Source organism: Stenotrophomonas sp. YJH_SMC_43 (genome assembly GCF_059372535.1).
Genome location: NZ_JCAFVQ010000003.1, coordinates 1,007,018 through 1,026,058 on the forward strand (window position 1 = coordinate 1,007,018; position 19,041 = coordinate 1,026,058).

General features: G+C 67.9%; 17 protein-coding genes. 5 read left to right on the top strand and 12 right to left on the bottom strand.

What is annotated here, in order from left to right:
* Positions 1–7 precede the first annotated feature (7 nt).
* The 4 genes from AC5QAH_RS16805 to AC5QAH_RS16820 are packed head-to-tail and all read left to right on the top strand — an operon-like array spanning position 8 to position 6,078.
* Positions 8–340: a hypothetical protein gene (locus AC5QAH_RS16805; protein ID WP_010482368.1), complete on the top strand. Its 333-nt coding sequence runs from the start codon at positions 8–10 to the stop codon at positions 338–340.
* A gap of 56 nt (positions 341–396) precedes the next feature.
* A complete protein-coding gene (locus tag AC5QAH_RS16810; protein WP_010482369.1) occupies positions 397–1,650 on the top strand; it encodes a TolC family protein in 1,254 nt (417 codons plus the stop codon).
* Positions 1,647–2,852 carry an efflux RND transporter periplasmic adaptor subunit gene (locus AC5QAH_RS16815; protein ID WP_049454203.1) on the top strand — a complete coding sequence of 402 codons (1,206 nt, stop codon included), beginning with the start codon at positions 1,647–1,649 and terminating at the stop codon, positions 2,850–2,852. Before AC5QAH_RS16810 ends, AC5QAH_RS16815 begins: the two co-directional genes overlap by 4 nt.
* A gap of 10 nt (positions 2,853–2,862) precedes the next feature.
* Positions 2,863–6,078, top strand: coding sequence for an efflux RND transporter permease subunit (locus tag AC5QAH_RS16820; RefSeq protein ID WP_272773999.1), 3,216 nt, complete (start codon positions 2,863–2,865; stop codon positions 6,076–6,078).
* Positions 6,079–6,203: 125 nt separating this feature from the next.
* Here AC5QAH_RS16820 and AC5QAH_RS16825 read toward each other — a convergent pair whose 3' ends face one another.
* From AC5QAH_RS16825 to AC5QAH_RS16865, 9 genes are all read right to left on the bottom strand, one after another.
* On the bottom strand, positions 6,204–7,976 hold the full coding sequence (locus AC5QAH_RS16825; protein WP_043399629.1) for a DUF885 domain-containing protein: 1,773 nt from the start codon (positions 7,974–7,976) through the stop codon (positions 6,204–6,206).
* Positions 7,977–8,137: 161 nt separating this feature from the next.
* Positions 8,138–8,485 (bottom strand): lipid-A-disaccharide synthase N-terminal domain-containing protein, encoded by a 348-nt coding sequence (locus AC5QAH_RS16830; protein ID WP_008267433.1) that lies wholly within the window; start codon positions 8,483–8,485, stop codon positions 8,138–8,140.
* Complete coding sequence (locus tag AC5QAH_RS16835; protein WP_043399632.1) at positions 8,485–9,207, bottom strand: glycosyltransferase family 2 protein; 723 nt, start codon at positions 9,205–9,207, stop codon at positions 8,485–8,487. Before AC5QAH_RS16835 ends, AC5QAH_RS16830 begins: the two co-directional genes overlap by 1 nt.
* An 89-nt stretch (positions 9,208–9,296) precedes the next feature.
* A complete protein-coding gene (locus AC5QAH_RS16840) occupies positions 9,297–10,262 on the bottom strand; it encodes an NAD-dependent epimerase/dehydratase family protein (RefSeq protein WP_005411650.1) in 966 nt (321 codons plus the stop codon).
* Positions 10,263–10,313: 51 nt separating this feature from the next.
* Positions 10,314–11,045 carry a suppressor of fused domain protein gene (locus AC5QAH_RS16845; protein ID WP_197602382.1) on the bottom strand — a complete coding sequence of 244 codons (732 nt, stop codon included), beginning with the start codon at positions 11,043–11,045 and terminating at the stop codon, positions 10,314–10,316.
* A 126-nt stretch (positions 11,046–11,171) separates the two neighbouring features.
* A complete protein-coding gene (locus AC5QAH_RS16850) occupies positions 11,172–12,095 on the bottom strand; it encodes a ParB/RepB/Spo0J family partition protein (protein ID WP_049413186.1) in 924 nt (307 codons plus the stop codon).
* Entirely contained in the window at positions 12,095–12,892 is a 798-nt protein-coding gene (locus AC5QAH_RS16855; RefSeq protein ID WP_010482381.1) for a ParA family protein, read from the bottom strand. Before AC5QAH_RS16855 ends, AC5QAH_RS16850 begins: the two co-directional genes overlap by 1 nt.
* Positions 12,893–13,004: 112 nt before the next feature.
* Entirely contained in the window at positions 13,005–13,643 is a 639-nt protein-coding gene (gene rsmG, locus AC5QAH_RS16860) for a 16S rRNA (guanine(527)-N(7))-methyltransferase RsmG (RefSeq protein WP_100447099.1), read from the bottom strand.
* Positions 13,644–13,682: 39 nt separating this feature from the next.
* Entirely contained in the window at positions 13,683–14,282 is a 600-nt protein-coding gene (locus AC5QAH_RS16865; RefSeq protein ID WP_049454213.1) for a 4'-phosphopantetheinyl transferase family protein, read from the bottom strand.
* Positions 14,283–14,366: 84 nt separating this feature from the next.
* Here AC5QAH_RS16865 and AC5QAH_RS16870 point away from each other — a divergent pair, with 84 nt between their 5' ends.
* Positions 14,367–14,618 carry a GlsB/YeaQ/YmgE family stress response membrane protein gene (locus AC5QAH_RS16870; protein ID WP_005411656.1) on the top strand — a complete coding sequence of 84 codons (252 nt, stop codon included), beginning with the start codon at positions 14,367–14,369 and terminating at the stop codon, positions 14,616–14,618.
* A gap of 81 nt (positions 14,619–14,699) precedes the next feature.
* Here the strand turns inward: AC5QAH_RS16870 and xth are convergent, their stop codons facing one another.
* The 3 genes from xth to AC5QAH_RS16885 all read right to left on the bottom strand — a co-directional run bounded on the left by xth (position 14,700) and on the right by AC5QAH_RS16885 (position 18,944).
* Positions 14,700–15,467, bottom strand: a complete 768-nt coding sequence (gene xth, locus AC5QAH_RS16875; protein ID WP_197602380.1) for an exodeoxyribonuclease III — start codon at positions 15,465–15,467, stop codon at positions 14,700–14,702.
* Between the two features lie 170 nt (positions 15,468–15,637).
* The gene (locus AC5QAH_RS16880) at positions 15,638–17,047 is read right to left on the bottom strand and encodes a coniferyl aldehyde dehydrogenase (RefSeq protein ID WP_159360752.1); all 1,410 of its coding nucleotides are present in this window, start codon (positions 17,045–17,047) and stop codon (positions 15,638–15,640) included.
* Positions 17,048–17,282: 235 nt separating this feature from the next.
* Positions 17,283–18,944: an MFS transporter gene (locus tag AC5QAH_RS16885; protein ID WP_043399645.1), complete on the bottom strand. Its 1,662-nt coding sequence runs from the start codon at positions 18,942–18,944 to the stop codon at positions 17,283–17,285.
* Positions 18,945–19,041 lie beyond the last annotated feature (97 nt).

A 19,041-nucleotide genomic window follows, 5' to 3' on the forward strand; every position in this document is an offset into this window, starting at 1 on the left:
CCCCTTCATGCGCTGGATCACCCGCCACCTCCGTTCGACCCTGCTGATGCTGCTGATGGCGGCATTCGTGGTCGTGCCGGTGGCCGACGCCCTGGCGTGCACGGTGGAACCGCATGCCAGCACGGTGCATGTGGAATCCGCACCGGATGCCGATGGCGATACCGACGGCAAGCATGTCGGTGCCTGTGGCCACAACCACTGCCACCACTCCAACCTGAGCCTGCCGGCGCACACGATCGCCGCCTTCGGGGCGCCACTGCCGGCGCGCTGGATGAGTGCGGGCGATGCGGCGGCCTATACGGTCGCCCAGGATGAATTGACGCGTCCACCCCGGGCGTGAGTTGAGCGCGTCCCGCGATTGCGGGCTCCCGTTTCACTCACAACCGGAATCCCCCTATGTCGATCCTGACACCTCGGTCGCCGCGTGCGGCCGGGCTGGTCGTCGCCGTGTTGCTGGGCCTGGCCCCGGCGGCATCGGTGATGGCGCAAGCCGCCCCCTCCTACGACACCCTGCTTGAACGCCTGGACCAGCTGCCCGGCACTCGTGTGGGCACGGCACTGGCCGAGGCCGCCGATGCGCGCGCCGACCAGGCCCGTGCGCTACCCAATCCCTCCCTTTCCTGGTCGGCCGAAAACGCCTGGGGCTCCGGCACCTACCGCGGCATGGGCAAGGCCGACACCGTACTCACCCTGTCCCAGCCGCTGGAGGTCTGGGGCCAGCGTGGCGCGCGCGTTCGTGCCGCCCGTGCCGAGGCCCAGGCGGCCAACCTGCGTGGCGCGCAGAGTCGCAGCGACGTGGCCAGCCAGCTGGCGGTGGTCTATGCACAGGCGGAAAGTGCACTGCGCCGCTACACCCTGGCCGAGGAAGCACTGTCACTGACCCGCGATGACGCCAACGCCGTCAACGCCATGGTCAAGCAGGGCCGCGAACCACAGCTGCGCGCGGTGCAAGCGCAGAGCGAAGTAGCCAATGCCATGGCGTCGCTGGATGAAGCACAGGCGTTCCGCGATGCCGCGCTGGCCCGCCTGGCCGGCACCGCGCTGCTGGATGCGCCGGTGCAGTCGATCGACAACAGCCTGCTCGACCGCGCACCGCCGCTGCCGCGCGGTGCCACCGATACCGCACTGGCAGTGCGCATTGCCGAAGCCGAAGCCGATGCGGCGGGCAAGCTGGTCGACGTGGAGCGCAAGCGCGCCCTGCCCGACCTCAGCGTCACCGCCGCACAGACCCGCTTCCGCGAAGGCGGCGAGCGTGCCTACAACCTCGGGCTCAGCCTCAGCATCCCGCTGTTCGACCGTAACCGCGGTGGCATCCGCGCCGCCAATGCCGACCAGCGCGCGGCCGAGGCACGCCTGGACCAGCAGCGCCGCGACAGCGAGGCCGCACGCCTGTCCGCCGTGGCCGGGCTGAAGGCGGCCGGCAGCCGCACCCGTGCCGCCGATGAAAGCGTGGTCGCCGCCGAAGAGGCCTACCGCCTTGCACGCATCGGCTTCGACGCCGGACGCATCTCGCAGCTGGAACTGCGCAGCACGCGCAGCGCCCTCATCGCCGCCCGCGGCGCCGCCGTGGATGCGCGCCTGTCGCGCGTCGGCGCGGAAATCGATCTTGCCCGCCTTGAAGGGCGAGCACCTTTTGTGGAGGCACCATGACTCTCTCCCGTACCTTCCCGCTGATCGGCGGCGTGCTGCTGACCGTGCTGCTGGCCGGCTGCGCTGGCAACGCGCAGACACCTGCAAATGAAGACCCCGCCGCGGCCAAGGCGGGCACCGACGATGGCCATGGCCACGCGACCGACAGCAAGGAAGCCAAGGCGGAAGCCGCCAAGGCGCCGGCTGACGCCGATGAAGGCGTGGTGCCGCTGACCCCGGAGCAGATCAAGGCGTCCGGTATCGAGGTGGTCGCCATCGGCCGCGGTGGCGGTGGCTCGACGCGCCTGTCCGGCCGCGTCGAGCCGTCGGTGGGCGCACGTGCCTCGGTGGCGTCGACCGTGACCGGCCGCGTCGAACGCGTGCTGGTCGCACCGGGCACCGCAGTGAAGCAGAACCAGGCCTTGGCCATCGTGGTCAGTGGCGAAGCGGCGGTGTTCCGCGCCAATGCGCTGGCCGCCTCGGCCGAAGCCGAGGCTGCGCGCCTGGCCTATGGCCGCGACAAGGCGCTGGTCGACCAGGGCGTGGTCGCGCGCCAGGAAATGGAAGCCTCGCGCGCACGCTCGCTCGCGGCACAGGCCCAGGCCGCCGCCGCGCAGGCCCAGGCCGCCGCCAACGGTGCGCCCGATGCCAGTGGCCGCGTGCGCATCACCAGCCCGGTGGCCGGCATCGTCGGCAACGTGCAGGTCACCCCGGGTGGTGTGGTCGCTGCCGGCAGCGCAGTCGCCGATGTCGCCGACCCGTCGATGAACGAGCTGGTGTTCACCGCACCGCCGGCGCTGGCCGCGCAGGTCACGCCGGGCATGAAGCTGGAAGTGAGTGTGCCGGGGGGCAGCTTCACCGCCACCGTCACCGGCTCGGCCGCCGATGTCCGCCAGCAGGGCGGCGTCGCGGTGATCCGCGCCACGCCGGTGGATGCGTCGCTGCCGCCGGCCGGTTCGCCGGTGTCGGCCGTGGTGGTCACCGAAGGTCAGGACGGCTCGCTCAGCGTGCCCGCCGATGCGGTGCAGAACGTCGATGGCAGCAGTGTGGTGTTCGTCGCCGTCGAAGGCGGCTTCAAGGCGCAGCCGGTACTGGCCGGGCGTCGCGCCGGCGACCGTATCGAGATCCTCGGTGGGCTGACCGGCAACGAGCGCATCGTCGGTGCCAACGCCTTCCTGCTCAAGGCCGAACTGGCCAAGGGCGAAGCCGAGCACGGCCACTGAGGAGGCGACCATGTTCAAGCTGATCATTGAAACAGCGGTGCGCCACCGCTGGCTGGTGGTGTTCATGGCCGCGCTGATCGCCGCCGTGGGCCTGTTCCAGCTCGGCAAGTTGCCGATCGACGCGGTGCCGGACATCACCAACCGCCAGGTACAGATCAACACGGTGGCGCCAGCACTGACCCCGGAGCAGATCGAGCGGCAGGTGACCTATCCGCTGGAAACCGCGCTGGCCGGCATTCCCGGCCTGACCACCACGCGTTCGCTGTCGCGCAATGGCTTCTCGCAGGTCACCGCGATCTTCACCGATGCCACCGACATCTACTTCGCCCGCCAGCAGGTGGCCGAACGCATGCGAGAGGCATCGGAAGACCTGCCCGATGGTGCGTCGCCGATGCTGTCGCCGGTCACCACCGGCCTCGGCGAGGTGTTGATGTGGACGGTGGATTTCACCGCGTTCGACCCTGCCAAGCTGGCCAAGCCCGGTGAAGCCGGCTGGAAGGCCGGTGAGGTCTACCGCACACCGGAAGGCAACCTGCTGCGCACGCCGGAGGAACGCGCGACCTACCTGCGCACCGTGCAGGACTGGATCATCGCGCCGCAGATGCGTTCCAGTCCGGGGCTGGCCGGCGTCGATACGGTTGGCGGCTACGTCAAGGAGTACGGCGTGCATCCGGACAGCGCCAAACTGGCTGCGCATGGCCTCGGCCTGGCCGACCTGGTCACTGCCCTGCAGCGTTCCAACGTGCAGGCCGGTGCCGGTTTCGTGCAGCGTGCCGGCGAGGGCCTGGTGGTACGTGCCGACGGCCTGGCGCTGACCACCGACGACCTGGCGCAGGCGCCGGTGGCCACCCGCAATGGCGTGGTGGTGCGCGTGGCCGATGTGGCCGACGTCGACCTGAGCCGCGCGCCGCGCCTGGGTGCGGCCAGCCGCAATGGCCATGAAGCCGTGCTGGGTACCGCGCTGATGATCGCCGGTGGCAACAGCCGCACCGTGGCGCAGGCAGCTGCGGCGCGCCTGGAACAGGTGAACAAATCGCTGCCGGCCGACATCGTGGCGGCACCGGTGCTGGACCGCAGCGTGCTGGTCAATTCCACCATCAAGACCGTGGCCAGGAACCTCACCGAGGGCGCACTGCTGGTGGTGGTGGTGCTGTTCCTGCTGCTGGGCAACCTGCGTGCGGCGACGATCACCGCGCTGGTGATCCCGCTGTCGTTCCTGTTCGCAGTGATCGGCATGAACCGCTTCGGCATCAGCGGCAACCTGATGAGCCTGGGTGCGCTGGACTTCGGCATCCTGGTGGACGGTGCGGTGATCGTGGTCGAGTCGACCCTGCTGATGCTGGGCCAGCGCCGCGCCGAACTGGGCCGTGCGCTGACCGCGATGGAACGCCTGCGCGTGGCCGCCGATTCGGCGCTGAGGATGGCGCGCCCGGCGGCGTTCGGCCAGCTGATCATCCTGCTGGTGTTCGCGCCGATCCTCACCCTGGAAGGCGTGGAGGGCAAGACGTTCCACCCGATGGCGGCGACCTTCATGCTGGCCCTGGTCGGTGCCTTCCTCTTCTCTTTCACCTTCGTGCCGGCGATGGCCGCACTGCTGGTGCGCGAGCCGAAGCTGAAGGACGGCGAGGCACACAGCGATGATGGCGAGCACGAAACCAGGCTGATCCGTGTACTGCGTGCGCGCATCGAGCCGGTGATCCGCAAGGCCGTGGCGCATCCGCGCACGGTGGTGGCCGGTGCGGTGATGATGGTGGTGGTGGGCATCGGCTCGTTCTCGCTGCTGGGCCGTGAGTTCATGCCGACGCTGGACGAAGGCAACGTGGCGATGCAGGCCCTGCGCGTGCCATCGACGTCGCTGGAGCAGTCACTGGCCATGCAACTGGCGTTGGAGAAGGTGATTGCCAAGCAGCCGGAAGTGGAGACGGTGTTCTCGCGTACCGGTACCGCCGAGGCGGCGATCGATCCGATGCCGACCAATATCTCCGACAGCGTGATCGTGCTGAAGCCGCGCAAGGACTGGCCCGATCCGAAGCTGGACAAGGAAGCCCTGGTGGCACGCTTCGAGAAACTGGCCGGGCAGCAGCTGGGCAACAGCTTCGAGTTCAGCCAGCCGATCGAGCTGCGCTTCAACGAGCTGATCTCCGGCGTGCGTACCGACCTGGCGGTGATGATCTTCGGCGATGACTTCAGCCAGCTGCAGAAGGTGGCCGACCAGGTGGCGCTGAAGCTGCGTGCGGTGAACGGCGCGGCCGACGTGCGGGTGGAACAGATCTCCGGCCTGCCTACGCTCAACGTAGCGATCGACCACGTGGCGGCGGCGCAGTACGAGCTGACCGCCGCGGACGTGAGTGATGCGCTGTCCACCGGCATTGGCGGTACTGCGGCCGGCAAGATCTTCGAAGGTGATCGCCGCTTCAACGTGGTGGTGCGCCTGGACGATGCCTCGCGCAACGATCCGGACCAGCTCGCGTCACTGCCGATCGCCACGCCGTCAGGGCTGGTGATTCCGCTGTCGTCGGTCGCGCGCATCACGGTCAGCGAAGGGCCGAACCAGATCAGCCGCAACAATGGCAGCCGCCGCGTGGTGGTGCAGGCCAATGTGCGTGGCCGCGACCTCGGTGGCTTCGTCGGCGAGGCACAGGCAGCGGTGGCCGACGTGGCACTGCCGCCGGGTGCCTACCTGACCTGGGGCGGTCAGTTCGAGAACCTGCAGCGCGCGGAGAAGCGGCTGGCGACGGTGGTACCGGTGGTGTTCCTGCTGATCGGCAGTCTGCTGTTCATGGCGCTGCGCAGCGGCAAGGAAGCCATTCTGGTGTTCAGCTGCGTGCCGTTGGCGCTGGTCGGCGGCATCCTCGCCCTGCTGCTGCGTGGCATGCCGTTCTCGGTATCGGCGGCGGTCGGCTTCATCGCCGTCTCCGGCGTGGCCACGTTGAACGGCCTGGTGTTGATGCAGGCGATCCGCGAACGCCTGGATGCCGGCGACCTGCCGCTGCAGGCGGCGATCAACGGTGCCTCCAGCCGCATCCGCGCGGTGCTGACCACGGCGCTGGTGGCGATCGTCGGCTTCATTCCGATGGCGATTGCCAGCGGTTCCGGCGCGGAGGTGCAGAAGCCGCTGGCGACGGTGGTGATCGGTGGCCTGATCACCGCCACCGTGCTGACCCTGCTGGTGCTGCCGACGTTTGCCGCGCGCGTGGCCAAGCCGCGGGCGGTGGGGGTGAGGTGAGAGGGGGTCGGAGCCCCGCCCTTCGGGCGGGGCTCTGACCCGATCGCATCACGCTCGCCGGGCATGGCCCGGCGCTACCACCGCGCATTCTGGTAGCGCCGGGCCATGCCCGGCGACGCGTCGGGTCAGGCCTTCTTGCGTTCGGCGATGTAGGCCTGGATCTGCTGTTCCAGCACCGGCAGCGGCACCGAGCCCTGCTTGAGCAGGGTGTCGTGGAAACCCTTGATGTCGAACTTGTCGCCCAGCTCCTTCTCGGCCTGCGCACGCAGGCGCACGATGGCGATCTCGCCCAACTTGTAGCTCAGCGCCTGGCCCGGCCAGGAAATGTAGCGGTCCACTTCGGTGGTCACTTCATGCTCGCTCAGCGCGGTGTGGTCACGCAGGTAGGCCAACGCCTGCTCCCGGGTCCAGCCCTTGCTGTGCACGCCGGTGTCGATCACCAGGCGCGCAGCACGCCACATCTCGTAGGTCAGACGGCCGAAATCCTCGTACGGGGTTTCATAGATGCCCATTTCCACGCCCAGCTTCTCGCAGTACAGCGCCCAGCCTTCGCCATAGGCGGAGATGTAGGCATTGCGGCGGAACTCGGGCAGGTTCTTCTGCTCGGCGGCGATGGCGCCCTGCAACGCGTGGCCCGGATCGGACTCATGCAGGGTCAGTGCCGGCAGGTTGTACAGCGGGCGCGACGGCAGGTTGTAGGTGTTGAGCCAGTAGGTGCCCATGCCACCGCGGCCGGCGGTCCAGAACGGCGCAATGTCCGGCGGCACCGGCACGATGGTGAAGCGGGCGCGCGGCAGCGTCATGTACTTGCCAAGCTGGCCATCGGCGCGCTTGGAGATCCACGCGGCACGCGACAGCAGCTCTTCCGGCGTCTTGGCGTAGAACCGCGGGTCGGTACGCAGGAAGGTCAGGAATTCGGCGAAGCTGCCCTTGAACTTCACCTGCTTGATGATGTCGTTCATTTCCTTCTGGATGCGTGCGACTTCATCCAGGCCGATGCGGTGGATCTCGTCCGGCGACAGGTCCAGCGTGGTGTATTCGTGGATCTGCTGCTTGTAGTACGCCTTGCCGTCGGGCATCGCTTCGGCGGCCAGGGTGGTGCGCGCCTGCGGCACGTACTCGTTGACGAAGAAGGTGCGCAGCTGCTGGAACGCGGGCACCACCTTGCCACTGATCGCTTCACGCGCCTGCGCCTGCAGCCTGGCCTGTTCGGCCGCCGGAACGGTGTTGGGCAGCTTCTTGAACGGCGCGTACAGCGGCGATTCGGTCGGGTCCTTCAATTCGGCGACGGTGGCGATGGAGACCTCGCGGCCATCGAGCACGGCACGCGGCACGCTGAAGCCGCGCTTCAGGCCGGCGCGCATGTTGTCGGTCTGCTGGCCGAAGTAGCGCGGCACATCGTTCAGCCGTGCGATGTAGTTCTGGTAGTCCTGCACGGTCTTCATCTCGCGCCGGGCCATGAAGGACAGGTTGGACCAGAACGAGGAGTCGGCGTTGAACGGCATCTCGTAGCCACGCAGGCGCGTCTCTTCGGCCAGGTTGAACACCTGGTCGTGGTAGATCGCGTAGTTGACCTGGTTGTCGGGCGACAGGGTCTTCGGATCGATCTTCTTCAGCGCGGCGAGGGTCTCGTCCCACACCTTCAGGCGCGCCTGCTGCGCGGCCGGGCCGACATCGGGCATGCGGGTGGCGTTGGCCGGAGCGTCTTCGTCCTCGCTGGCCTCGCCGCCGCCATCCTGGCGCCACTTCCATTCCTTCTCGTACAGCGCGCGGAAGGCAGCATCGGCGGGCGATTCGGTGGCCACGCTGGCCGGTGCGGCGGTGGCGGGCGGCGCGGCCAGGGCCACGGCAGGGGCGGACAGGGCGATCAGCAGGGCAACGGCAAGACGGGTTTTCACGAGCACAGGTTCCCGGGAAGGCAGACCCCGATCATGGCACCGCTCACCGTCCGTGGCATGGGACGAAGGTCCTGCCTGCGCCGCAGAACGGGGCCCGGTAGCGGCCAACCTTGGTTGGCCCCAAAACCCGGCGCCGACCAAGGTCGGCATCTACCGGAGACCTAGTGGCTGGCCCTGTCCCGCTTCCAGCCCCGGTGCTTGATGTCCAGCTGCAGGCTGTACAGCGCGGTGAACGCCGGGAACAGGTTCTGCAGCACGCCCACCGAGTCCTGCTTGGCCGAGAACAGGAAGTAGCTCAGCGTCATCAGGCTGCCGACCACGCTCATGTACCAGAACAGCCGCGGGATCACCGGCTTGCCCGCACGCTTGGACGCGATGAACTGGACCAGCCAGCGGCCACCGAACATCAGCGCGCCGGTATAGCCGATCAGCTTCCAGCCGGTCACATGCAGGCCGGTCCAGTACAGCCAGGTCAGCGGCTGGTCGAGCCAGTGAAGTTCCAGCCCCATCACCGCTCTTCCACCGCAGTGCGCTTGCTGCGGGTGATCAGCCAGGCCACGCCGCGCAGATCACGAATGCCGACCAGCGCGCGGCCCAGATTGTTGTACTTGGACACGCCGGCGGTACGGTGGCGGTGGTTGACCGGCACGCTGGTGGTCTTCCAGCCGGCACGCTGCATCAGCGCCGGCAGGTAGCGGTGCATGTGGTCGAAGTACGGCAGGTCGAGGAACGCGCTGCGCTCGAACAGCTTGATGCCGCAGCCGGTATCGGGCGTATCGTCGCGCAGCATGCGTGCACGGATGGCGTTGGCCCACTTGCTGGCCCAGCGCTTGCTGCCGCTGTCCTGGCGGTTGACACGCCAGCCGGCGAACAGCTTCACCTGCGTCTCGGCGGCATCGCGCGCGGCCAGCAGTTTGGGAATATCGGCCGGATCGTTCTGGCCGTCACCATCGAGGGTGGCGATCCAGGGCGCCCGTGCGTGCTTGACGCCGGTGCGCACGGCGGTGCTCTGCCCGCTCTGGTTCACGTGGTGCAGCACCCGCAGTTCCGGCGTGGTCGCCTTCAGGCCCTGCAGCACCGACAGGGTGTCATCGCGCGAGTGATCGTCGATGTAGACGATCTCGAACGGCAGCCGCCCGCGCAGTGCAGCGGTGATTTCGGCAACCAGCGGGGCGACATTGTCGCGCTCGTTGAATACCGGGACGACAACGGAAAGCTCGGGTTGGCTCATAAGGCACTCGGCCAAAGGGGGACAAAGACCGCGCATTCTCCGAAGCCGAGGTTATCCGAAGATGAATCCGGCTGTGTGAGGATCCCTCCTCAGGCGCGATCACCAAAGTACTCGCGGCACCACTGCACGACGGGGGGCAACCCTTCTTCGATCGGGGTCACCGCATCGAAGCCGAATGCGTCATGGGCGCGCCGGGTGTCGGCCATCGTGCGTACCATGTCGCCGGGCTGCATGGGCTTGTAGACCTTCTGCGCGGGGCGGCCGGCCGCCTGCTCGATCACGCTGATGAAGCGCTCCAGCTCGACCGGCGTATGGTTGCCGAGGTTGAACACCCGGTGCGGTACCGGACCATCGGCCGGATGCGCGAGCGCGCCGAGAATACCCGACACGATGTCGGAGACATGTGTGAAATCGCGCTGCATGCGGCCTTCGTTGAACACGTCGATCGGCCGCCCCGCCAGCACCGCGCGCGAGAACAGCAGCGGCGCCATGTCCGGCCGGCCCCACGGGCCATACACGGTGAAGAAGCGCAGGCCGGTGGCATGCAGGCCGTAAAGCTGCGCGTAGGTGTAGGCCATCAGCTCGTTGGCCGCCTTGGTCGCCGCGTACAGCGAGCGCGGCTGGTCCACGCGCTGGTCCTCGGAGAACGGCGGCGTGGCCGAATCGCCGTAGACCGAACTGCTGGAGGCATAGACCAGGTGTTGCACGCCACGGTGGCGACACAGCTCGAGCATGTTGACGAAGCCGACCAGGTTGCTGTCGACGTAGGCATGCGGGTTTTCCAGCGAATAGCGCACGCCGGCCTGCGCGGCCAGATGGATCACCGCGGTCGGCTTCACTTCGTCGAACAGTGCCGCCAAGCCCTGCTGGTCGGTCAGGTCCAGGGTGCGCAGGTCCAGCGCCGGGCACAGCGCTGCGACGCGGTCGCGCTTGATCTGCGGGTCGTAGTAGTCGTTGAAGTTGTCCAGGCCGACCACCGGCTGGCCCGCCTCCAGCAGCGCGCGGGCGGTGTAGGCACCGATGAAGCCGGCAGCGCCGGTGAGCAGGATGGTCATGGCAGTTGCCTGGAAATCAATGAGTACAGGTGCAGAGGATACGCTGCGGGCTCAGAACAGCCCGAAACGCTTCTTGGCCACATTGGCGCGGCCGGGTTCGATCACGTCCTGGATCTTCTTCGCATCGAAGCGGTCGAGCAGCGCCTCGGCGCCCTTCTTCAGCTTCAGATCCATCTCTTCCGGATACAGCGGAACCAGGGCCATGAAGCTGATGGTCTTGCCGTCGTCCAGTTCCAGCGTGGCGAAGTCCTCCGGGGTCGTCACCGGCGGCAGCACGATGGCACCGTCGAAGCCCACGCCCGGCGCGTAGGGCTCGCTGGGATGGCCGTTGGGAATGGTGTGGCCGAAGCCCAGCCAGGTGTCGTACTCGTGCGGCAGCCGCGCCATGCCCTTCAGCAGGCGCACCGGCCAGTAATTGCGTTCGTCCTCGAAGGCATCCTGCGAGATCGGCCAGTCAGCCGGCAGGGTCACCATCAGTTCCATGTAGCGGGGCACGTCCGCGTCCACCTCGGCGGGCACGGTCATCGGCAGGTCGCTCATGCCGGAGGTGACCAGTCGCAGGTACGGACACTGGTCAGTGGCCGGTACCACGTGCACGTCGATGTGCACCAGGTCGGAGATGATCTCGTGGAAGACACCGGACACCGGACCCAGATGGCGCTCGATGTGCGCGCCGATCGCCTCGACGTGTTCTTCGCCCTGTGGCGGGGTGAAGTCCTTCTGGCGGCTGTGCACCATGATCGGGCTGCCGCCCGGGCTGACGTCGTCGAATGTGTTGCTCATGTCCTGCTCCCTGGATGAGGCCACGGACCGGAGAGCGATGCATCCCCCGGCGCGCGCGGCGGTGCGTTCCCTGTCACCTGCAGGACGCGGCAGGAACAGGCCGCATCCCCTGGCGCTGCGCCGGGCTCAGCCCTGGCGCGTACGCAGCTTTTCCAGCACGCCGTCCAGGGTATCCAGGTCGGTGTAGTGGATGATCAGCTTGCCCTTGCCACCCCGGCCGTGGCTGATCGCCACCTTGGCGCCCAGCGTTTCGGACAGTTCGGTTTCCAGCGAGGCGATGTCGGCCTGCTGCACCTTCGGCGTGGCGACCGGGCGGTTGCTCGGCACCTTGCCGGCGGCGAAGGCCTGCGCACGGCGCTCGACCTCGCGCACCGACCAGCCTTCATCGGCCGCTTCCTGCGCCAGCTTGCCGGCCAGCTCGGGGGCCAGGGTCAGCAGCGCGCGGGCGTGGCCCATTTCCAGGCGGCGGGTTTCCAGCAGCAGGCGGATCGCCACCGGCAGCTCCAGCAGGCGCAACAGGTTGGACACCGCCGCGCGCGAGCGGCCGACGGCCTCGGCGGCCTCGGCATGGGTCAGGGTGAATTCGCTGATCAGGCGCTGCAGCGCCTCGGCTTCTTCCAGCGGGTTGAGGTCTTCGCGCTGGATGTTCTCGATCAGCGCCATCGCGATGACGGTGCGGTCTTCCAGCTCGCGCACCACCACCGGCACTTCGTCCAGGCCGGCCAGCTGCGATGCGCGCCAGCGGCGCTCACCGGCGACGATTTCGTAGTTGCCGGCGGGCAGCTGGCGCACCAGGATCGGCTGGATCACGCCCTGCGACTTGATCGAGTCGGCCAGCTCGGACAGCTTGCCCTCGTCCATCTCGCGGCGCGGCTGGTACTTGCCCGGCTGCAACTGGCCCACGGCCAGCTTGCGCAGCACTTCACCCGGCAGCGGCTCGATCACCGCGGTGGTGGCCTGCACCTGACTGACCGCGCCTTTCGGGCCCAGCAGCGCATCCAGGCCACGGCCGAGGCCTCGCTTCTTGGCTGCCGGCTTGCTGCTGGTCATCAGACGGTCTCCACGGCCTTGGTGGCCTTGTTGCGTTCGTTGTTGCGGCGGATGATCTCGCCGGCCAGGCCCAGGTAGGCCACGCCACCGCGCGAGGCGCGGTCGTAGCCGACGATGCTCTGGCCATGGCTGGGCGCCTCGGCCAGGCGCACGTTGCGCGGCACGATGGTGCGGAACACGCGGTCGCCGAAGTGCTCGGTGAGCTCGGCCGAGACCGCGTTGGCCAGGTTGTTGCGCACGTCGAACATGGTGCGCAGCACGCCTTCGATCTCCAGCGCCGGGTTAAGGTTGGCACGCAGCGCATCGATGGTTTCCACCAGCGCGCTCAGGCCTTCCAGCGCGTAGTACTCACACTGCATCGGCACGATCACCGAATCGGCGGCGGCCAGCGCGTTGAGCGTCAGCAGCGACAGCGCCGGCGGGCAGTCGATCAGGATGTAGTCGTACTCGTCGCGGATTGGTGCCAGCGCGCGCTTCAGCCGCTGCTCGCGCTCGCTCTGCGCCATCAGCTGGATCTCGGCGGCGGTCAGGTCGATGTTGCCGGGCAGCAGGTCGTAGCCTTCGGCGGTCTGCACGCGCACGTCGGCGGCGCTGGACTCGCCCAGCAGCAGATCGTAGGTGGAAGCGGCCAGCTCACGCTTGTCCACGCCACTGCCCATGGTCGCGTTGCCCTGCGAATCCAGGTCGACCAACAGCACGCGCTTGGGTGCGTTGGCCAGGGAAGCGGCCAGGTTGACGGCGGTCGTGGTCTTGCCGACGCCACCCTTCTGGTTGGCGATGGCGATGATGCGGGCCATGCGGGTGTGCCTCGTCGACGTGTGCTGGGACCGGTCATTATGCGTACAACCGGCCCCTTGCGGAAATCGTGAATCGCCAACCCGTTGTTCCACAAAGGGCTGGCGGCGGGAATCAGGGACCTGTAACAGTGACCAGGTGGCGTTCGCCGGCCAGGCCGGGCACGCTCAGCGGGGTCACCTCACGCACCTGCCAGCCAGCCGGCAGGTCCGCGATCTCGTCATGCGGGTAGACGCCCTTCATGGCCAGCAGTACGCCGCCGGGGCGCAGCAGGTGGCCACCAACGCGGACGATGCCGGCCAGGGTGTCCATCGCGCGCGCGGTCAGCTGGTCGTAGCGGCCGGCCTCGTCCAGCGCCTCGGCGCGCGATTCGGCCACGCGGGCATTGTCCAGGCCGAGCTGGCGCACGGCCTCGCGCATGAAGCGCGCCTTCTTGCCGTTGCTCTCGACCAGGGTGACCTGCAGGCCCGGGCAGGCGATCGCCAGCGGGATGCCGGGCAGCCCGGGGCCGGTGCCGAGATCAGCCAGGCTGCCATCGGCCACGAACGGCTGCATTGCCAGCGAGTCGAGCAGGTGGCGCGTGACCATCTCCTGCGGGTCGCGGATGGCGGTGAGGTTGTAGGTGCCGTTCCAGCGGTGCAGCAGGGCCAGGTAGCGCAGCAGCGGCGGCGCCAGCGCGGCGTCCAGGCCCATGCTGGCCAGGCCCTGTTCCAGCGTGGCAGCCACGCTGGCGGGAAGTGGGTGTTCGCTCATGCCGGCATTATCGCCGGTTTTGCGCGCTGATTCCCCGCTTCAGTGCGGATACCAGGCCAACGCCGCACGGAACTGGCCGCTGGCCTGCCATTCGTGCAGGTGCCAGCGCGCGGCCTCGCCCAGTTCCGGGTCGCACCAGCGCAGGTGCAGGGCACCATCGGCCCCCGGCGCCAGCTGCAGGCGGTGCAGGCCGAACGAGATGCCCTGGCCGTGCGCCTTCAGGATGGCTTCCTTGGCGCACCACACGCGGAAGAACCAGTGCTCGCGGCCGGCCTGGTCCAGGCTTTCCAGCCAGGCCACCTCCTCGGGGTGGAAGAAGCGCTGCACGATCTCCAGCAGGCGGGCCCGCGGCCGCAGCAGTTCCAGGTCCACACCCAGCCGCACGCCTTCGCCCAGCGCCACCAGCAGCACCTCGCCACTGTGGCTCCAGCCGGTGCCGTAGTGGGCCAGCGCGCCGCTCAGTTCCGGCCGGCCCTTGTCATCGCGGACCAGCGGCAGCGTCTCCGGGTCGGCACCCAATGCCTGTGCCAGCACCTGCCGCGCCTGCGGTTCACCGCGCTGGCCCGGCACGTGCGGACGCCGCCAGACCGTCACCGGACCGAAGCGCCACGGGCCATCGAGGGTGGCTGGCAGGCTCATCCGCACGCGCCCGTCACGCAATTCCACGACGGGTTCACAGCCCTGCGCGTCAACTGGTCACAGTTCCCCACCGGAGGTTCGATCATGGGCATCATCATCTGGCTGATCGTCGGCGGCATCGTAGGCTGGCTGGCCAGCATCATCATGAAGCGCGATGCCCAGCAGGGCATCATCCTCAACATCGTGGTCGGCATCGTCGGCGCGCTGATTTCCGGCTGGCTGTTCGGCGGTGGCATCAACGAAGCGATCACCATCCGCACCTTCCTGTTCTCGCTGATCGGTGCGGTGATCCTGCTGGCGATCGTCAACCTGTTCACCCGCAAGAGCATACGGTGATCTGGGGGGTAGCGCCGGGCCATGCCCGGCGTCACCCTGCCGCCGCTGCGCTCGCCGGGCATGGCCCGGCGCTACCTCAACTCAACCCAACTGTACCCACGCCGGCGCATGGTCGCTCGGACGTTCCCAGGTGCGCGGCTCGCGGTCGATGCCCGAAGCCACCGCACCGCTCTTCAGCGCATCGGAGACCAGGGTCAGGTCGATGCGCAGGCCCAGGTTGCGACGGAAACCAGCGGCGCGGTAATCCCACCAGCTGAAGGTACCCGCCTCGTCGTTGTGCAGGCGGAAGCCGTCGTGCAGGCCCAGCTGCAGCAGCTTGTTCAATGCGCCGCGCTCGGCGGTGGAGGTCAGGATGTGGTTGTCGTTCCACACCTCCGGGTCGTGCACGTCGCGCGCGTCCGGGGCGATGTTGAAGTCGCCCATCACGATCAGCTTCGGGTGGCGCTGCAGCTCTTCGGCCATCCAGGCATGCACCGCCTCAAGCCAGCGCAGCTTGTACTCGTATTTGTCGGTGCCGATGTCCTGGCCGTTGACCACGTACAGGTTGATCACCCGCAGGTCACCGAAGGTGCCGGCGATGACGCGCTTCTGCTCGTCCTCGAAGCCGGGAATGCCGATCTGCACGTCCTGTGCAGGCTCACGCGACAGCAGCGCCACGCCGTTGTAGGTCTTCTGGCCGGCGAACACGCTGCGGTAGCCGGCGGCGATCAGCGCAGAGTCGGGGAACTTGTGGTCCTCCAGCTTGGTTTCCTGGATACCGACGATGTCCGGGCCGAAATCCTTGAGCCACTGCTCCAGGTGCGGCAGGCGGACATTGAGCGAATTGACGTTCCACGAGGCGATCTTCATGCGGGCATTCTAACCGGGTGGCCGGGATGGGGGTCGGCCCGGATTCCCGTGTAGAGCCGAGCCCACGCTCGGCTGCATTGATCAGGCACCCAGCCAGGAGCAGCCGAGCGTGGGCTCGGCTCTACAGAAGAATCGGGCGCTGATTCCGTAGAGCAACGCCATGCGTGGCTTCACCGCAGCAACAGCCTCAACAACCCCGCAATCTTCGAGTACGGCGGGCGCAGCCGGTCACTGGCCGCCCAGCGCGCCTGCCACAGCACGGGCAGGCGCTTGCTCATCGCATCGAACCCCGCCCGCCCGTGGTAGGCACCCATGCCGCTTGCCCCGACCCCGCCAAACGGCAGGCCATCGGCGGCGAAGTGCAGCAGGGTGTCGTTGACCGTCACCCCGCCCGCCACCACCTGGCCGAGGATGCGCTCCACCGTGGCCGTGTCATGGCTGAAGGGGTACAGCGCCAGCGGCCGGTCACGGGACAGCACGTCGGCCAGCGCAGCATCCAGGTCCGGGTAGGCCCGCACGGGCAGGATTGGGCCGAATATCTCCTCGCGCATCAGGTCCAGGTCGTCGGGCGGGTCCAGCACCACGGTCGGCACCAGCAGGCGCTCGCGGTCGGCGCGCGCCTCATCCACCTGCGCCAGCGGGATGACCGGCACGCCGCGTTCGCGCGCCTGCGCCAGATAACCCTGCAGGCGCCGGTACTGGCCTTCATTGATGATGCGCGTGTAGTCGTCCGCATCACTGAAATCGCCATAGCGCTCGCGCACCTGCTGCTGCAGCGCCTGCACGAACTCGCGCTGGCGCGCGGTGTCGATCAGCACATAGTCCGGCGCAATGCAGGTCTGCCCGGCGTTGAACCACTTGCCGGTGGCCAGCCGCGCGGCGGCCTTGTCCAGCGGGAAATCGCGACAGACGATGGCCGGCGACTTGCCACCCAGCTCCAGCGTGACCGGCACCAGATGCTCGGCGGCCGCCGCCATCACCTTGCGGCCCACGGCGGTCGAGCCGGTGAACAGCAGATGGTCCAACGGCAGCGACGACACCGCCGCGGCCACGTCCGCCCGGCCCTGCACCACCGCCACCCGATCGGGCGGGAACACACTGGCCAGCAGATCGGCCAGGAACGCGCTGGTACGCGGCGTATGTTCCGAAGGCTTGAGCAGCACATGGTTGCCTGCGGCGATGGCGGTAGCCAACGGCACCAGTGCCAGCGTGACCGGGTAGTTCCAGGGCGAGATCACCCCGACCACACCCAACGGCGTCGGTCGCAGCTGCGCGCGCGCCGGCCACAGTCGCCAACCGGCACCGACCCGCTGCGGCTTCGACCAGCGTCGCAGGTGGCGGCGCAGGTGGTCAATGGCCGACAGCACGCTCATGCCATCGGCCAGTTTCGATTCAACGTGGGCGCGATGGCCGAAGTCTTCTGCGATGGCCGCAGCCATATCGTCCAGGCGTGCCTTCAGCGCTTCGCGGAGGCGGCGCAGGTCGGCCTCGCGCTGGTCCAGCGTGGGGCGCTGCGACTGCCAGGCGCTGCGCAGGGTGTGCAGGAGGGCGGGGAGCTCGGCCGGCGGAATGGTGGTCATGCCGCGACTATACGGCGTGCGGCACGTCTCGATGGGCACGAGATGGCGTGTGGCTTCGGATGCTTGTCAACCGCGATGATGGCATTGAACGCTGTCTGTTCGCATCTGCGGAATTTTGTGCCGCGCGTTGCGCGGTCGCCGAGCATGGCTCGGCGCTACAGGGAAACGAAAAGGCCGTGGTCTGCACCACGGCCCCTGAAACCCGGTGGGTGCCGACCGTTGGTCGGCACGCCGGTTATTGGGTGATATCCACGTCCTTGGTTTCGCGCAGGAACAGGCCACCGATCACCACCGACATCAGCGCGATGATGATGGGGTACCACAGGCCGTAGTACAGGTTGCCGGTACCGGCCACCAGCGCGAAGGAGATCGCCGGCAGGAAGCCACCGAACCAGCCGTTGCCGATGTGGTACGGCAGCGACATCGAGGTGTAGCGGATGCGGGTCGGGAACAGTTCCACCAGGTAGGCAGCGATCGGGCCGTAGACCATGGTCACGTACAGCACCAGCAGCCACAGCATGAACACCGTGCCGGCAATGTTGATGCGTGCACCATCGGCCTTGGCCGGGTAGCCGGCGGCGGTCAGGGCGGTCTTCAGTTCCGCACCGAACGCATCGGCCTTGGCCTTGCCGTCTTCCTTGGTCAGGCCGGCGGCCTCATACGAGGTGACACTGGCGCTGCCCACGTTCACCATCGCCAGCGAGCCGGCGGCGGCGGGCTGCACGTCGTACGGCACACCGGCCTTGGTCAGCGCGGCGGTGGCCACGTCGCAGGAGCTGGTGAACTTGCGCAGGCCCACCGGATCGAATTGGAACGAGCAGGTAGCCGGATCGGCCACGACCAGGGCCGGCGAGCTGCTGCGGGCTTCTTCGATGGCCGGGTTGGCGAAGTGGGTCAGGCCCTTGAAGATCGGGATGTAGGTGACGGCGGCCAGCAGGCAGCCGGCCAGGATGATCTTCTTGCGGCCGATACGGTCGGACAGCCAGCCGAAGAAGATGAAGAACGGTACGCCCAACGCCAGCGCGGCCGCGATCAGCAGGTAGGAGGTGGTGGCATCGACCTTCAGCATGCTGCTGAGGAAGAACAGCGCGTAGAACTGGCCGCCATACCAGACCACCGCCTGACCCGCCGCCGCACCGAGCAGGACCAGCAGCATCAGCTTCAGGTTGCCGCCCTTCAGGCTGTCACGGAACGGGGTCTTGGAACCCTTGCCCTCGGACTTCATCTGCTGGAACAGCGGCGACTCGCTCAGCTGCAGGCGGATCCACACTGAGACACCCAGCAGCAGGATCGAGACCAGGAACGGAATGCGCCAGCCCCAGGCTTCGAAGGCTTCATTGCCCAGGAAGTAACGGCAGGCCAGGATGATCAGCAGCGACATGAACAGGCCGAGCGTGGCCGTGCACTGGATGAAGCTGGTGTACAGGCCACGTTTGTCGTCCGGCGCGTGCTCGGCCACGTAGGTGGCGGCACCGCCGTACTCGCCGCCCATCGCCAGGCCCTGGGCCAGGCGCAGGATGATCAGGATCACCGGCGCGGCGAAACCGATCGAGGCGTAGTTGGGCAGCACGCCGACCAAGAAGGTCGAGATGCCCATGATCAGGATGGTGACCAGGAAGGTGTACTTGCGGCCGATGCGGTCGCCGAGGCTGCCGAAGAAGGCCGCGCCGAACGGACGCACGAAGAAGCCGGCGGCAAACGCCAACAGGGCGAAGATCATGCCTGTGGTTTCATTGACGCCACTGAAGAACTGCTTGGCGATGATGGCCGCGAGCGAGCCGTACAGGAAGAAGTCGTACCACTCGAACACCGTGCCGAGGCTCGAGGCGAAGATGACCTTCTTGTGACCCTTGGTCAGGGTGCCCGCTTTGTGTGCGGTACTGGGTGTGCTGGACATGGGGTGTTTTCCCTCGGTAGATGCCGACCTTGGTCGGTACTCAATTCGGTAGGTACCGGCCGCGGGCCGGCACGCAATCTCTATAGGTGCCGACCTT

Bases quoted from the DNA above. Each gene is read 5' to 3' on its own strand.
- AC5QAH_RS16805 (WP_010482368.1), top strand. From the start codon at position 8: ATGCGCTGGATCACCCGCCACCTCCGTTCGACCCTGCTGATGCTGCTG.
- AC5QAH_RS16810 (WP_010482369.1), top strand. From the start codon at position 397: ATGTCGATCCTGACACCTCGGTCGCCGCGTGCGGCCGGGCTGGTCGTC.
- AC5QAH_RS16815 (WP_049454203.1), top strand. From the start codon at position 1,647: ATGACTCTCTCCCGTACCTTCCCGCTGATCGGCGGCGTGCTGCTGACC.
- AC5QAH_RS16820 (WP_272773999.1), top strand. From the start codon at position 2,863: ATGTTCAAGCTGATCATTGAAACAGCGGTGCGCCACCGCTGGCTGGTG.
- AC5QAH_RS16830 (WP_008267433.1), bottom strand. From the start codon at position 8,485: ATGGGGCTGGAACTTCACTGGCTCGACCAGCCGCTGACCTGGCTGTAC.
- AC5QAH_RS16835 (WP_043399632.1), bottom strand. From the start codon at position 9,207: ATGAGCCAACCCGAGCTTTCCGTTGTCGTCCCGGTATTCAACGAGCGC.
- AC5QAH_RS16840 (WP_005411650.1), bottom strand. From the start codon at position 10,262: ATGACCATCCTGCTCACCGGCGCTGCCGGCTTCATCGGTGCCTACACC.
- AC5QAH_RS16845 (WP_197602382.1), bottom strand. From the start codon at position 11,045: ATGAGCAACACATTCGACGACGTCAGCCCGGGCGGCAGCCCGATCATG.
- AC5QAH_RS16850 (WP_049413186.1), bottom strand. From the start codon at position 12,095: ATGACCAGCAGCAAGCCGGCAGCCAAGAAGCGAGGCCTCGGCCGTGGC.
- AC5QAH_RS16855 (WP_010482381.1), bottom strand. From the start codon at position 12,892: ATGGCCCGCATCATCGCCATCGCCAACCAGAAGGGTGGCGTCGGCAAG.
- rsmG (WP_100447099.1), bottom strand. From the start codon at position 13,643: ATGAGCGAACACCCACTTCCCGCCAGCGTGGCTGCCACGCTGGAACAG.
- AC5QAH_RS16865 (WP_049454213.1), bottom strand. From the start codon at position 14,282: ATGAGCCTGCCAGCCACCCTCGATGGCCCGTGGCGCTTCGGTCCGGTG.
- AC5QAH_RS16870 (WP_005411656.1), top strand. From the start codon at position 14,367: ATGGGCATCATCATCTGGCTGATCGTCGGCGGCATCGTAGGCTGGCTG.
- xth (WP_197602380.1), bottom strand. From the start codon at position 15,467: ATGAAGATCGCCTCGTGGAACGTCAATTCGCTCAATGTCCGCCTGCCG.
- AC5QAH_RS16880 (WP_159360752.1), bottom strand. From the start codon at position 17,047: ATGACCACCATTCCGCCGGCCGAGCTCCCCGCCCTCCTGCACACCCTG.
- AC5QAH_RS16885 (WP_043399645.1), bottom strand. From the start codon at position 18,944: ATGTCCAGCACACCCAGTACCGCACACAAAGCGGGCACCCTGACCAAG.